At 61.9% G+C, this 13586-nt stretch carries 14 protein-coding genes and 2 pseudogenes; 8 read left to right on the top strand and 8 right to left on the bottom strand.

The features are described 5' to 3' along the window. Nucleotides 1-424: 424 nt before the first annotated feature. Both B7P44_RS35615 and B7P44_RS35610 read left to right on the top strand, forming a co-directional pair. Nucleotides 425-1312, top strand: a complete 888-nt coding sequence (locus tag B7P44_RS35615) for a hypothetical protein (RefSeq protein ID WP_133118013.1) — start codon at nt 425-427, stop codon at nt 1310-1312. A gap of 9 nt (nt 1313-1321) precedes the next feature. Further along, a complete protein-coding gene (locus tag B7P44_RS35610) occupies nt 1322-2011 on the top strand; it encodes a phage integrase family protein (protein WP_084910933.1) in 690 nt (229 codons plus the stop codon). A 3-nt stretch (nt 2012-2014) separates the two neighbouring features. Here the strand turns inward: B7P44_RS35610 and B7P44_RS35605 are convergent, their stop codons facing one another. Beyond that, nucleotides 2015-3043 (bottom strand): HNH endonuclease signature motif containing protein, encoded by a 1029-nt coding sequence (locus B7P44_RS35605; protein ID WP_133118014.1) that lies wholly within the window; start codon nt 3041-3043, stop codon nt 2015-2017. Between the two features lie 101 nt (nt 3044-3144). Next, nucleotides 3145-4824, bottom strand: coding sequence for a site-specific integrase (locus B7P44_RS35600; protein WP_017335005.1), 1680 nt, complete (start codon nt 4822-4824; stop codon nt 3145-3147). Between the two features lie 305 nt (nt 4825-5129). Between B7P44_RS35600 and B7P44_RS35595 the strand changes: the two genes are divergently transcribed. The 4 genes from B7P44_RS35595 (at nt 5130) to B7P44_RS35580 (ending at nt 6898) form a co-directional block, all read left to right on the top strand. Further along, the gene (locus B7P44_RS35595; RefSeq protein WP_026045370.1) at nt 5130-5366 is read left to right on the top strand and encodes a hypothetical protein; all 237 of its coding nucleotides are present in this window, start codon (nt 5130-5132) and stop codon (nt 5364-5366) included. A gap of 73 nt (nt 5367-5439) precedes the next feature. Continuing rightward, nucleotides 5440-5661, top strand: coding sequence for a hypothetical protein (locus B7P44_RS35590; RefSeq protein WP_017335007.1), 222 nt, complete (start codon nt 5440-5442; stop codon nt 5659-5661). A gap of 64 nt (nt 5662-5725) precedes the next feature. Further along, nucleotides 5726-6445 carry a Crp/Fnr family transcriptional regulator gene (locus B7P44_RS35585; RefSeq protein WP_084910928.1) on the top strand — a complete coding sequence of 240 codons (720 nt, stop codon included), beginning with the start codon at nt 5726-5728 and terminating at the stop codon, nt 6443-6445. A 249-nt stretch (nt 6446-6694) separates the two neighbouring features. Next, a complete protein-coding gene (locus tag B7P44_RS35580) occupies nt 6695-6898 on the top strand; it encodes a hypothetical protein (RefSeq protein WP_081538804.1) in 204 nt (67 codons plus the stop codon). A gap of 199 nt (nt 6899-7097) precedes the next feature. On the opposite strand, the gene B7P44_RS35575 is transcribed toward B7P44_RS35580, so the two are convergent. Next, nucleotides 7098-7520, bottom strand: a complete 423-nt coding sequence (locus B7P44_RS35575) for a type II toxin-antitoxin system HicB family antitoxin (protein WP_084910926.1) — start codon at nt 7518-7520, stop codon at nt 7098-7100. A 255-nt stretch (nt 7521-7775) separates the two neighbouring features. Between B7P44_RS35575 and B7P44_RS35570 the strand changes: the two genes are divergently transcribed. Beyond that, complete coding sequence (locus B7P44_RS35570; protein WP_084910924.1) at nt 7776-8648, top strand: slipin family protein; 873 nt, start codon at nt 7776-7778, stop codon at nt 8646-8648. A 168-nt stretch (nt 8649-8816) separates the two neighbouring features. Continuing rightward, nucleotides 8817-9133 (top strand): annotated as a pseudogene (locus B7P44_RS37715) (acyl-CoA desaturase); the annotation flags it as partial. Between the two features lie 182 nt (nt 9134-9315). Here B7P44_RS37715 and istB read toward each other — a convergent pair. The 5 genes and pseudogenes from istB to B7P44_RS35535 all read right to left on the bottom strand — a co-directional run bounded on the left by istB (nt 9316) and on the right by B7P44_RS35535 (nt 13448). Further along, nucleotides 9316-10083, bottom strand: a complete 768-nt coding sequence (istB, locus tag B7P44_RS35560; RefSeq protein ID WP_017335011.1) for an IS21-like element helper ATPase IstB — start codon at nt 10081-10083, stop codon at nt 9316-9318. A gap of 2 nt (nt 10084-10085) precedes the next feature. Next, nucleotides 10086-11660, bottom strand: a pseudogene (istA, locus tag B7P44_RS35555) (IS21 family transposase). Between the two features lie 176 nt (nt 11661-11836). After that, nucleotides 11837-12376: a type II toxin-antitoxin system HicB family antitoxin gene (locus B7P44_RS37710; RefSeq protein WP_231716882.1), complete on the bottom strand. Its 540-nt coding sequence runs from the start codon at nt 12374-12376 to the stop codon at nt 11837-11839. A gap of 43 nt (nt 12377-12419) precedes the next feature. Next, the gene (locus tag B7P44_RS35540; RefSeq protein ID WP_017335013.1) at nt 12420-12692 is read right to left on the bottom strand and encodes a hypothetical protein; all 273 of its coding nucleotides are present in this window, start codon (nt 12690-12692) and stop codon (nt 12420-12422) included. A 252-nt stretch (nt 12693-12944) separates the two neighbouring features. Further along, the gene (locus B7P44_RS35535) at nt 12945-13448 is read right to left on the bottom strand and encodes a hypothetical protein (RefSeq protein WP_017335014.1); all 504 of its coding nucleotides are present in this window, start codon (nt 13446-13448) and stop codon (nt 12945-12947) included. Nucleotides 13449-13586 lie beyond the last annotated feature (138 nt).

The following is a 13586-nucleotide window of genomic DNA, read 5'->3' as shown; positions in this document are numbered from 1 at the left end:
GTATTGGGCAGCTCAAGGACGGCAGGTAACGCCGATCGCAGCGCCGGGCGGCTGGCTCGGCAGGCTGCGCCGGCACTTCCGCGGACTGCGACGCGACGGGAGGGGCCTGGACTGGCAGCCGGTGTCGCGCGAGCTCGCGGCGGCGCCGGCGGACACGGGCTGGCTGCGCGCGCAGCACCGTGCACGGCGTTATACGGGGCGGCCAGCATGATGCGCATGCCGGCCCGCCCGTCGGCTGCGCGCGGCCGCGAAGAAACGTTGCTCGAGCAGGCATTGTCGCGCGCGATCTCATTCGCGCGGTAGCACCGAAAACTTCGCTATACGTTTTCAGCCCATCGACGCGTGCACGGCACCCGCGCAGGCGATCTGGGTCGGCCAGCGGTCGATTCGCTGGTCCACGTCAACCCTTCGCATGGAAACGAAAATGCAAGACCCGAAGCACACCCCCAATCGCCCCCAGGCGCCGCGCGACCCCTCCGAGTTCCCGGCCTACACCGCTGCCCTGTTCGCGGCGCGACTGACTCGCCCGATTGCGCCCATCAAGGCCAAGATACGCCTCGCCGCGGAGTGCTCCCGCACCGCCATCCTCGACCGGCCCGTGGCCGTCGACCAGGACCTGCGCGAAGTGATTTCGCTGCTGGAGCACGGCGAGTACCAAGCTGGGTATTTCGACGTGCCGCTGACGTCGATTGTCGCGCTCTCGCACAAGAATTTCGCGACCGGCGCGACGACCTGGCGCGAGCTGTTCGACGGCTTGCAGTGCAGCGACTGGGACGAACGTGCACTGACCTACTTCGAGTCCGAGATTGGCGCGACGCTCTTTCCGTCCGCGACCGCGCGCCGCACGCTCGACCTCAGTGCGTACGGCGGCGCCGTGCATTGCTCGAACGGGAATCACCGCTTGGTTGCGGCCGTGGTCTGGCTGGCTGCTCGCTTCGGAGACACGGCAGTGCTGCGCAAGGTACGCGTGGGATATACAACAACGCATCGGCCGGCCGTCGCGCTGATTGCGAATGCAGTACGCAACGGCAAGCGCGTCGACATCGCGTCCGTAGGAGCAGGCACGCTGATTCGCGTGAGCGGCCCGCACACCGCGGATTTCTGGCTCAAGACGACCGACAACCTGCGGCCTTACCCGGTCCGCCGGGGGCTCGCCGAGTGGTACCGGCGTCGCAAGAATCCCGCGCACGACGAAGAATTCGGTCTGCGCTGGCTGGCCGTCCCCCCTTTCCTCGCCGTCGCGCTGGCCGACGACGACTGGCTGCGCGAGCAACTCGACCGACCACGCTACACCAACCAACCCGCTTTCTGAGGAGCCGCCATGTCCAATCGGCCGCAGACCGTCGCGCACCAGCGCACCTACACTCGCAAGGAGTTCACCGCGCTGCGGGCCTATGTCCAGCACGTCGCGGCGGCGACTATCGGCCGCCTGTACCTGGGCGAGGACGAGAGCGGTGTCCCACTTACGGCCGCGGCCGTCGAGCGACGGATGCGCGACATGCAGGCTGATTTGGTCGCGCTCGCGCTCGAGCACGGCTCGCCCGTGCTGGCCGAGCACCTGAAGGCCTCTACGAAGAAGCACGGCAGCGCCAAGCTCGCTGCCGTCTCACCGAAGATGGTCGAGCAGGCGGCGCAGCTCGCGGTGTGGTTCCGGCCGCTGGTCGCCGTGCGCCTGAAGTCGCAGCACATCGCGACGCTCGCGGAACTCGTGGCGTTTTGCAACGCGCGCGGCGGCACCTGGTGGCGGGCCGTGCCGCGCATCGGCGCCGGCCGCGCCCGTCACATCGTCGCGTGGCTGCGACAGCACGAAGCGACGATCGGCCTGCGGGTCGACGCCGACGTCGACATCTGCGATCCGCTCACGGCCCCGGACAACCAGATCATCGAGGTCGGCGGCCGGGCCAACGTGCTCGCGCCGCTCGAACGGATGGCCGTCGCCCATCCATTGTCCGGCAGCACCGGCGAGAACCGGGCCACCCTCTTCCCCTATGTTCAGGCACCGAACGAGTAGCGGTTAGTCGGCACCGTCGGATACCGCAGAAACCCTCAGACCTTCGAGGTGCTCGTAGTGGCGGAGAACCCGGGCATCAAAGCGAGCAACGCCCTCCGACAAGTCGAGCAGCTCGCGATCATACAAACCATGGAGGTCTCGGCGAAGCAGGATTCCGTCGCTCGCCTGATTGTGGCCATCCCGCCAAATACGGCCATGCCGGTGCGCCGCCTCCAATGCCTCAGGAACGTCACACCCTGATACGGCACATTTGCCACCATAGGCGACGAAAACTGCGCGACGAAACGCGGATTGTTGCGGCCTAACTTCGACACTCATGAAGCGCGCGATACTTTCCGCATTTTCGCGCGCGAGGTCCTCGCCGGTACTGTCCGGAGGCGAAGTCACGTGGTCGTCGCTCGCGGCGTCGGAGCCGCTCGCCGCGATAGCCGCACCTGGGACCGACCAGTACGCGTAACAGCGCGTGCGCTCCGCCTCGTCGTCTTCGATACCGAAGACATCCTTGAAGCCTTTCGAGCAGCGCCCGGTCTCCTTATCGACGACCAATGCCGTGATCACCGGCTCGCCTGCCGCGACGCACGCCTGACCAAGCTGCTTCAGGCTCGTGAAGAGCGTGCCGTACCAGAGATCGAATCGACGCATCAGCTCCGCGTATTGCACGGGCGCGCGATTCCGCGCGACGCCAATGAGCCACTCGCGCATAAGCGGCAACTTTTCACGAACGGTCGCCGACGACAGGCCGGACTCCATTTGCGCGTCAACCGGGAACAGCCCTTCGCCCGCGGCGCTCCGGTGCGTCGCCGTGTCGATCCTAAACTCAACCGGTGTCAGCACACGCGAGTACCGCGCGTAAAACGTCCCGCTTTCGTCAATTTGGAGCTCGTCAATCGCGAAGAGATCTCCCCGGTACGACTTGATCGTCCGATCAGGCAGCGTTGGATCGACCGCAGCGGCAATTACGGTATACGCGGCGATGCCGCCTTGCCAGATTGCCTTGAGCTGCTGAACTCGCTCGTCCAGACCTGCGGACACGCTTTCCATCAAGGGGGATGAACAAGGTAAGCGCAATTTCCTATCATAAGCCCCGAAGTTATGAAAATTCGTGCGCTTATTCGTGAATCGACATAAACGAGCTATCGCTTGAGGTCGCGTGCGGCGAACGCCTGATCGAACTGGCGGGCTCGCTGCACTTCGTCGCTGTGCAGATAGGTTGACGTCGTCGAGATCGACGAATGGCGCAGATTGTCACGCACCATGATTAGCTCGGCGCCTCGGGCCAGCGCATGTGACGCGTGCGTGTGCCGCATCCAGTGCGGGCTTGCGCGGCGCAACTTCTCGGCTGTCGCGGGCCGCTCGTCCTGGATCGCATCTGCGACCAGTACGAAGAACCGCCTAAGCACGCGCCAAAGCCTTGTGCTTTCGATGTGCGCGCCGTCCCCCTCGAGACTCGCGACGAGCGGCGTCGCCGGATTCCAGCGCGCGGGCGTGACCGGCAGGCCCCGCTGCACGAGAAACTGGTCGAGTGCCGTCCGCGCAAGCGGTGGCAATGCCACCTTGCCGTGCTTGCCACCCTTGCCGAGCACGTGCAGCCAGTGATCACCTTGCTCGTCCCGGCGAATGTCGGCAAGCGTCGCGCCGACCAGTTCGCTCGCGCGCAGGCCGGTCGCATAGCCGAAGTCGAGCAGAAACCGCAAGCGCTGGGCGGCCAGCACGCTCCAGCCATAAGACCATTCGAGGCCATCGGCTAGCGTGCGGATCAGCAACCACTCGCCCTCCGAGAAGCCCCGCGACACGTCCAATCCCGCGCGTGGTGCATGGCTCTTGACCTTGACGCCGGCGAATGGATTCGCGAGCACGTAGCGCTGCTCGACCAGCCAGCGAAACAGCGCTGACAGGACGTTCAGTGCGTATGCTGCTGATCGGGCAGAGAGCGCGCCGGTGAACGGCCGCCATTCGATACTGTGCCGAGGGCGCGACGGCCCGACCCAACGCTCGCGCGGTGTGGCCCGGCGCAGAAATGTCCGGTACGCGATCGCATCGTCAGTGGTGAGCGACGACAGCGCGCGGCCGCGCTCGACGATCGCCCACAGGATCAGGCGCTCAGCTTCTTTACGGTAGGAGCGTTGCGTGGCGGCCGATTCGTGCAGTGACAGCCAAGATTGGATCGCCTCGTAATCGTTGGACGCATTCAGCAGGCAGGCGGCCTGCGGTGCGCGGAACTGCCCGCGCGAGCCATCGACTTCGTGCGGCACGCGCAACTTCTCCCACGGCACGATGTCGCCGGCCGGCGCTGCGACGATCAACGCCCGCGCCCGTTCGGTCAGCGCCGGATGGGCAGCAAAAAACGCCTCCACGCGGCGTGCGCCAGTGACGCCGAGTCCGGCGATCGCTGTCCACCAGCGGCGCCGGCGCGGAATCCGCACGGTCAGATCGGCGAGCGTCCGGATGCCATGCGCCCGCAGGGCGGCCACAGCGCGCGGCGGCAACCACCGGTCGATCTCGTCGGCAATGCGCGGCGCCGGTGCTGGCAGATAGCGCAAAGTTTCGATCGCGCGCACAGCGGTGTCGGCCGACGTGGGGCTCCTTTCGCGGAATACCTCCGCCAGATCGTTTCGATGGCGGCTTGCCGCGTATGCGACCAATGCACGCCGGATGCGACCGAGCACGCTGCGCGCGGATGCCCCTAGCGCCTTGCGGTCGCCCAGATAGCGTGCGACGGCCGCTCGCGCGTCGAGCCCGGCGTACCAGGCGCGCAGCGCGGCCAGTTCGGCGTCGTCGGGAAACGTGACGGGTTCGGTCTCGCGCGTTTTCATGGTCGCCAGTTTAGATCAAAAACAGTGACAGGCAGATAATAGTATTTATCAGTCTAGCCCGTATTCCGTGCACCCCAAACCGTGCCCAGAGCAGCCCGGTCTCGCTCTCCGGTCAGCTCGTGAGGCATGACCTACGGGGCGGCAGCAGACGTTAAGGGTTATTCGATGCCTGCCCTCATTCGCGTGACTATGAGCGCGCGACGACGCGTGCGGGCAGGCATCGAATAACCCTTAACGCAGGCAGAAGAAAATAGGTTTACCATTGGCTTTTGTGGCTTCTCGCGCTGCTGCAACCCGAGGTCTTCATGCAACGAACAGTCGCATATCGCGGATTCGAGATTCACATTGATCTGCTTTCCACATCGGCGGATATGTTCGATGTCTGGTTTCGCATCAAAGGACCCATCAAGCCTCCTGGTGTGGCAGCGCTCGGCGAGCGCATCAAAATCCGGGGTGGTCCGTTTTCCGAACGCTGGGCCTACCTTGTTGCGGAGATCGCCGGCCAGGCCGCTGTCGATGTAATCCTCGGGCCCGCTGAGTAGACACGCACTACGGGACGCATCCGTTCGATTTCACGCTGAGTGCTACGATGATTCAATACACGCGGAAATCATCATGGACGATTTCACATTCAGTACCAAAACACACTTTGCACGCATTCGTGTGATGGAATCGTCGCGTGGTTTGTACCGAGGCTATGTGTATGTGCGTCGCAGCAGCGAGGGACCGAACGATGATCCCCCCTATCAGACCGATACCGATCGGGAGCTGTACCGTCTCGCGCTCGAAGACGCCAAGATCCTCGCTCAACGCCTGCTTCGCGAGTTCGAGGTTTGAGCCGATGACGCTTCGCGTGGGCGGGTCGTCTTAGGTGAGGCCGCAGCTACTGCCGGAGTGACGTATGTCGGGTCAGCCATCTCGGAGCAAAAATCATCTGCTCGCAGCATTGCCTGCAGAAGATCTGGCGCGTATTTCTCCGCGGCTTGTGTTGGTCGACATGCCGTTGGGAAAGGTGCTGTACGAGTCGGGTGGTGCGCTCAGCCACGTCTATTTTCCGACGACATCCATCGTGTCGCTGTTGTACGTGATGGAAGACGGTTCGTCAGCCGAAATTGCCATCGTCGGCAACGACGGGTTGATCGGCATCGCGCTTTTCATGGGGGGCGAAACAACGCCGAGCCGTGCGATCGTCCAAAGCGCAGGACACGCTTACCGACTCGATGCACGCATCCTGAAAGACGAGTTCCGTCGAGGCGGTTCGATGCAGCGGCTGTTGCTACGAAACACTCAGGCGCTCATCACTCAGATGGCGCAGACGGCCGTATGCAATCGGCATCACTCGATCGACCAGCAGCTCTGTCGATGGCTCCTACTCAGCCTTGATCGCCTGCCGTCGAGCGAACTGAAAATGACGCAGGAGCTGATCGCCAACATGCTCGGTGTCCGACGTTCAGGCGTGACGGAAGCTGCGCTGAAACTTCAGGATGCCGGGTTGATCCGGTACAACTATGGGCACATCGAGGTATTGGATCGCTCCGGGCTTGAGAAGCGCGTGTGCGAATGCTACGGCGTGGTTAGGCGAGAATTCGACCGCCTGCTCCCTGATTTGAAACGCCTTTAGAACCGGCACCGAGGCCAGACTCGCATCCATGCCATCCGGTCCGTACGGCAGCGTACCGACTGCCGAAGCCCGCAGGCGCATGGTGGGACATGACGCAAAGACTGCAGATCGACCGCAGACTTTCATCGAGATTGAAACGCCGTGATCGAAGTGGGCCATCGCGATCCGTATCGCTTGCGCAGCTTTATCTCGACTCGAGCGGCGCGAGCTAATCAATGACGAAACGCGGGTTTTGGAGGGAGCATATTGATGAACGATTACCCGAAACGGGAAAAAAATGCGAAGGACGGCCAACAGGAACAGGTGGAAGCACGCGCGACCGACGATGGAATGCCCGTTGTTCACCCGGAGTGGCAGAGACGCCATGCCCGTTCGTGGAAAGCCGTCACACCCAAGCAACGTATTGCCGATGCCAGGAAACGTCTGGGCATGGGTTATCTGCCGAAGCTATAACGTAGGCGTAGCAAAACTCCTCGATCTCAAACAGAACGTGGAGCCGCCCCAGCAAGGCGGAACTCGAAGCCGGCCAAGCGCCGGCTTTTTGTTTGGCACGTCGCTCGTTACGACAATCGGCGCATGCAAGACTCTCCAGCATCAGTGAAGGGACGCAACCCGGGCAGATGAGATGAATCCGCAGAGTCGCGTTCGGTAGCTACGCCAAGACAAGTTCGCGGCACGAGGACTCCAACGCTGGTACGCCAATTCCTTCCGTACACTCGGCCACCAACGCTTCGCGGCTCATATGGCGCGATTTCGCCACTGAGTCGATTTTTTCCACGAGCTGCTTAGGGAGGCATAGCAAGACCAGCACCGAACACGACGTCGGCCGGGCAATATCGATGAACCTCCAGATTCCCTCGCCGTCGTCGATGCACGACGCCTGCAATGCCGCCATGTCCGTTGTAGGGGAAGGGATGAGGCGCGCGCATTGGTCATACAGTGCATTGACCCGGTCGTTTGCGGCCTTTGCCAACTCGCTGTACGAGTTGCCCTCCACGTGCGCGCCGGGAAAATCCGGCAACCACCCGTGATAGCGTGAGCCTTCCTGTCGGGTGATAAAAATGGGGTATTCCATGGTCAGCTCCGGGATTCCTGCGTGACGTGGATCATTATTCGTCCCGGGGCTGGGCGAGTCGGTACGCTAGAGAACTATCTCCAGTGATTCGCCCTCGTGCAGGTACGTCACCGTACAGAATTGCATCGCAATCCGGCGCACGTTCAGGACAAGCGCCCAATCCGCTGATGCCAGGGCGCCAGAGGCAACCGGGCGAACATATGTCGTGCTTCGTAACCCTTGCCGGAAGTCGGCATCACTGAATGGAGCGCCACCATGAACCCCCTCACACTATTTCTTTCCACTGCCTTTTTGTTGGCGGGGCTGGCCGTCGGCACCTTGGTCAATCCGTATCTCGCGTTACCCTTCTTCATCGTCGCCGTCCTTATCGCACTCTCCGTGAAAGTGGCCAATGTCTGGGAGAAGTTCGTAATCCTGCGCGTCGGGAAACTGCAGAGCGTCAAGGGAGCTGGTTTTTTTATGATTATCCCGATACTGGACAACGTTGTCGCGGTGATCGACGAGCGTATTCAAACGACTGCGTTCAACGCACAGGAGGCGCTTACCAGGGATACAGTGCCGGTCAACGTCGACGCCATCATTTTCTGGCACGTACACGACGCTCAGAAAGCGGCACTCGCCATCACTGATTACCGGCAGGCCATCGATCGCGTCGCGCAAACCTCGCTGCGGGAGATGATTGGTTCATCGATGCTGGCCACGCTGCTCTCTGATCGAAAAGCTGCCGATGCACACCTCGCAGACGAGATCGGCAGGAAAACCGCAGATTGGGGTATCACGGTACGGTCCGTGGAAACCCGGGACGTGGCGATCCCCGTCGCGCTGCAGGATTCGATGTCACGGCAGGCGCAAGCCGAACGCGAGAAGCAGGCGCGCGTGATACTCGGTTCCGCGGAGGCCGAGGTGGCGGCGAAATTCGTCGAAGCCTCGCGGGTCTACGAAAATCATCCGGCCGCACTTCAATTGCGGGCAATGAACATCATCTATGAAACGACAAAGGAGCGCGGGGCCACGATCCTGATTCCGAGTTCGATGGTGGACAGCTTGAACCCGGTTCTGGCGTTGGCAATTGCCGGGCATGACGTGACGGAGTCGACATCGCCGCTGACGCTCAAGACAGCGGCATAGCCACGCGGATAGTGCGCGTCGCTCGCGGCATTCGATGCGAATCGGAAGGCGAACTCGCCGCCACGGCGAAGCCCGCGCGATACGAAGGTGACTCGGAGTGCGACCGGTATGTCGGCATTTCTCCTGAACGGTGAGCTGAGACTGTCCTGGTGGCAGCTTGCCTAGGTCGTGCTCGCGCTCACGCATGTCACCATCATCAGCGTGACGGTGTACCTGCACCGCTGTCAGGCGCACCGGGCGCTGGATTTGCACCCGGGCGTCAGCCACTTCTTCCGGTTCTGGCTGTGGTTGACGCCCGGTATGCTGACCACGCAGTGGGTCGCGGTGCGTCGCAAGCACACGCCAGGGACGAGACCGCGGAAGATCCGCACAGCCCGCGGATCCGGGGCTTCGCGACCGTACAGCTCCGCGGCGCGGAGCTGTACCGAGCCGAAGCGCGGAACGAGGAAACGCTACGCAGATATGGGTTGGGCACGTCGGACGACAGAGTGGTGTCGAGGCGATCGCCGATTTTTTGATACGCCTGCGCCGGTATACCTGATCCCGGAACGTCCGCGACGCGCCACGCGGGATCGGCGTGCAACAACCCGAGGGGCGAGCGCCCCGATGGGCAGTTCAAACTCCTCCACTTGTGGGCGGCTAAATTCCCCCAGGCAGGACGATCGGATTATGCGTCGGATTCCTCAGTGACGGCAAGCCTGGTGGCAGCTTCCCGGAGGCGATAGCTCTTGCCTTCAAACTCGAGGAGTCTGGAGCGATGCAGTAGACGGTCAAGGATCGTCGAGGCCATGGTGTTGTCGCGAAGGTAGCGCCCCCAGTCCTGGACGATGCGGTTGGACGTGACGAGGATACTGCGTCGCAGCTTGTAGCGTTGATGGACCAAGGTCTGCAGCAGTTCGGCTGCGGCATCGGGAATGCGTTTGGCGAGGAACAGATCGTCAAGCACGAGGAGTTCGGGTTCGACGAGAGCCTTGAGCAGGCGGTCCTGATCGGCACGCGTTTCCACGGCATAGCCGGCAAACACGGTATCGGATTCGACGTAGCGCACCTTTATTCCCTGCAGGGTGGCGTTGTAGGCGACGGCCTTGGCGATGTGGCTTTTGCCGGTGCCGGTTTTGCCGATCAGCAGTGCGTTGTCGCTGTCGGCGATGAACTTCAGGGTGTGTAGCTCGAAGCAGGCCCCACGAGGTACTTTTGGATTGAAGGACCAGTCGAAGTCGGCCAGGGTTTTGCGCTCGTCCAGGCCGGATTGCTGGTAACGTCTTTCGAGTAGCCGGGACTGCCGGCGATCAAGTTCGTCCTGCAGAATCATGGAGAAGGTTTCAAGGAAGGGCTGCTGGCTGGTCTGGGCTTGCAGCACCCGGGTTTCCAGCGTGGCGCTGATGCCGGACAGGCGCAGTTCGCGCAGGGCGCGGTCGATTTCTGCAAAGCTCATGCTCAAAGGAGATCTCCTGTGGTGGATGGCATGTCGGCGCTGTGTTTGGCGCCGAGGGTGAACAGGTCGGCATAGTCGTCGCCGTCCCGGATGAGGTGATGTTCCTGAGTCAAGGGCAGTTCGCCCTGAACGGGCGCGTCCAGCTCAGCCAGCGCCTGCTCCAGCAGACGCTCGGTGAGCGCCTTGACCTGTTTGTAGCCCGGTACGCCTTCTCTCATGACGATCTCGCAGGCTGCTTCGATCAGACGGCGGGGGTAGCGCCGAATCAGGCCGACGATGCCCCAGAGCTTGCGTTGACCGACTCGCCCTTCGGTGTCGAACAGATGCTGGCAGAGGCGCTCGGCCGATGGCCCGATTGCCTTGGCCTGCGAGAGGATGCGACGTGTTTCCCGGGAGGGATTGAACGGTCGCTCGTCCTGCGGCAGTACCACCGCCCGGCCTGTCGGCCAGAATGTGGGTGCGCAGCAATGCCTGTGTCTGGAGGTTGCGGATTTCCAGACGACGGGCAAATTTACGCACCAGTACCTGGCTGCCAATGAGAGCCGGTCGGGCTGCGTAGCTGCTGTGCTCCACCCGTACGCACGTGTCGTCGCAGACCGTGTAGAGCTTGTCGGTGAAGTATTCGAAATTGCGCGTCGGCAAGGCACGCAGATGGGGCGCTCTTCCTCGAACATCGCCTGAACCTGGCGACGGGTGCTGCCGTGAATTCTTCTGGCCGCCCAGTTCGATTCCCATTGCTCAAGGAAGGCGTTTTGTTCCTCGATCGATTCGAACCGGCGTCCCTTCAGAGCCGTGCCCTGGGTGTGCTGGATCGCGTTCTCGACGGTGCCCTTGCGATTCGGGTCCCGTACGCGAGCGGGGTCCGCCACCACGCCGTAGTGAGCAAGCATGGCGGCATACACCGGATTGAGCTCCGGCTCGTACAGGTCCGGTTTGACAACGCCCTCCTTCAGATTGTCGAGGACAACGTATTGCGTTACGCCACCAAAGTGGCGCCAGGCCTGCTCGTGCAGCTCGGCCCAGACCTGTTTGCTGGACTTCCACACGACCCGGCGGAAGCTGCGCCGTGAGTAGCGAAGCGTCATCACGAACAGCCGCGGCTTTCGGTAGCGGTTTGTGCCCGGCACCCTGGTCAGGGCACCCTCACCATAGTCAACTTGCGCTTCTTCGCCGGGCAGGAAATCCAGCCGGTCAAACTGGGCCGGTTCATGCTGGCGCAATGTCCGGACGAACCGCTTGACGCTGTCGTAACCGGCGGCGAAACCAAAACGGTCCACCAGATCCTGGTAGATGGCCATGGCATTGCGTCGAAGCCGTAACTGGGCCTCTATGAACTCGCGGTGTGGCTCGCAGACCGATGGCTGGCTGCCCTTTGCCGGTGGGCAGGGTGGGGGAATTTGCAGCTCGGGGCCGGTGGGCACCGTGGGGGAATTTGCCTGCGCCGCCGCGAATTGCTCCTGGTACTTACGGATCGTCTTCCGGTCAACGCCCGTAATCCGGGCAATCTCCCGCTGACGTTTGCCTGCGGCCACAAGCGTGGCTATGGTTGTTTGCAGATGCGGCTTCAAGACATTCACTCCAACAACCCCTCTTATTCATTCGAGGGGTGCAAGGTAACGTCCTGCCAGACCGCGCTAGCATCATGCTTCGCGTGTCTCTAGGTGGAGGATTTTGAGGTGCCCACAGGTGGGGGAATTTGCCCGCCCATCGGGGAGCGCCACCCTCTGGCGGCATCGCGAGCAACGCTGTACCACTACTTCACCCGACGGTCGGAATCGGAATAGCGCCACTTGCTCACATTGGAATTGATGCCGGCATAGTCGCGAGAACGCTTTTCGGCCCGTTCGATATCGGCTCGGGCCAGATCGTCGCGCTCCTTTTCTCGGGTCGCCTGATCGCGTCGATCAGGTAATGTGCTTGGATAGTATTTCATAGATCCTCCGAAGTGAGGTGTGCTCGTGTAGCGAGGGGCCGCATCGACTCGCTGCAGCACACTCTCAAGCAGGCTCAATTGAACGCCCACGGCCTTCGAGGTAACCCGCGTCAGGTTGATGTCGATAAACATCCAGATCCCTTCCCCGTCGTCCACGTCGAGCGCATGCAATTCCGATGTACTGCAGGTGGGGGCGGGTATGAGTTGCTCGCTGCGGTCGTACATCAACTCGACCATCTCTTGCGCGTTGCGCTTCAGTTCGTCCAACGAATTGCCGCGCGCATCGGCGCGGGGAAAATCGGGAAAACTGGCGCGAAAACCGGTGTCGCCATCGCGGTGGACGTAAAGTGGATATTCCATGACCTACTCCCCTCGAGCGGTCGACTGACTGGCATTCGGCGTGTCAGAGTTCGGTCGCCTGAACCTTGCCGTCTATGATGTCTTTGCCGTATTGCATCGCGAGGTCGACGGCGTCGTCCTCGTTGGTGGGACTTGCTGTACCGAATAACGTTGAATAGCGCCCGGCCTTGACCCCGGCGGCCGGAATGGGGTCAATTCTCACGATGCACGAGAACTGCCTTGGACCTTTGGCATACGGATCGCGATGCAGCGGGAATTCCTGGCGCGGGTATGCGCTGAGTGCGTACCCTCTGTATTCGATGGTCGGGATGGACATGATGACGTGCTCCTTAAGCGGTGCTGACCGTCATCGAACAGTGTTTATCCGGATGCGAAAAAGGGCGGTCAGGTACATCTGGATCATTTCACAATGCGCTCAATGCCATTGCAAAGCAACTATATTTTGACGGCACAAAATGGGGAAAGCCGGCGTCTTGCCGGCTTCCCACTAGGCGGCGAGACCGCCCAACGACCCGCTCGTGCAGGGCGTCGTTTTCGTGCTTGCGCGCAAGCCGCGCATCGCTATCGGCTATGCGATGTCCGGTACTGGGTTGCCGGGCGTGCGCGCACCGGCCGCATGCTTGATGGCTTCCTGCATCATTCCCTGGGACCGCATCATCCCGCCGATTGCAGACTGCATCGCGGTGTAGGCGGCGTCAGAACCAAAGGGCGCGGTCTGCCCAAGATTCGCTGCCAACTGCTTGCAGATGACGTTGTACTGGTTATGCAGGTCCTCGCCCGCCTGTGTCACGGCTGCCAAGAACTGCGAATCGATCTGTTGGACCTGCTCCGCATACGCCAGGGCGCGCTCGAAAAATTGCTGCGGCAGGCCGACCGCACCAGTGGATGACGGTAATCCAGATGGCAACGATGACAAGGCGGATTGTCCCCCGTCCAGCATCCCCTTTATGGCCGCGAGATTGAGTTCCGTCAGCTTCCGCAGACGCTCGAACCCTTCATTCTGCAAACGAAAAATTGCCGGTAAAGTACGCAGGCCGAAGTCGGCGGATTGTTCAACGGCGGTGGTGTTCATTGTATGCTCCCGAATCGACCCGGCACGTGCGTCCAAGGGATTTCGGAGGCGAGTGTTTCGCTAAAGATCAGCAGGTCGGAGCGACTAGCACTGCCAATGCTGCGTCGCAACAAAACCCACTGTATACCTTTCCTGGCG

Origin of the sequence: Burkholderia ubonensis subsp. mesacidophila, assembly GCF_002097715.1 — a bacterium.
GTDB classification, from domain to species: domain Bacteria; phylum Pseudomonadota; class Gammaproteobacteria; order Burkholderiales; family Burkholderiaceae; genus Burkholderia; species Burkholderia mesacidophila.
Note: the sequence above shows the minus strand (reverse complement) of the source record. Positions and strands in the feature narration are given on the sequence as shown.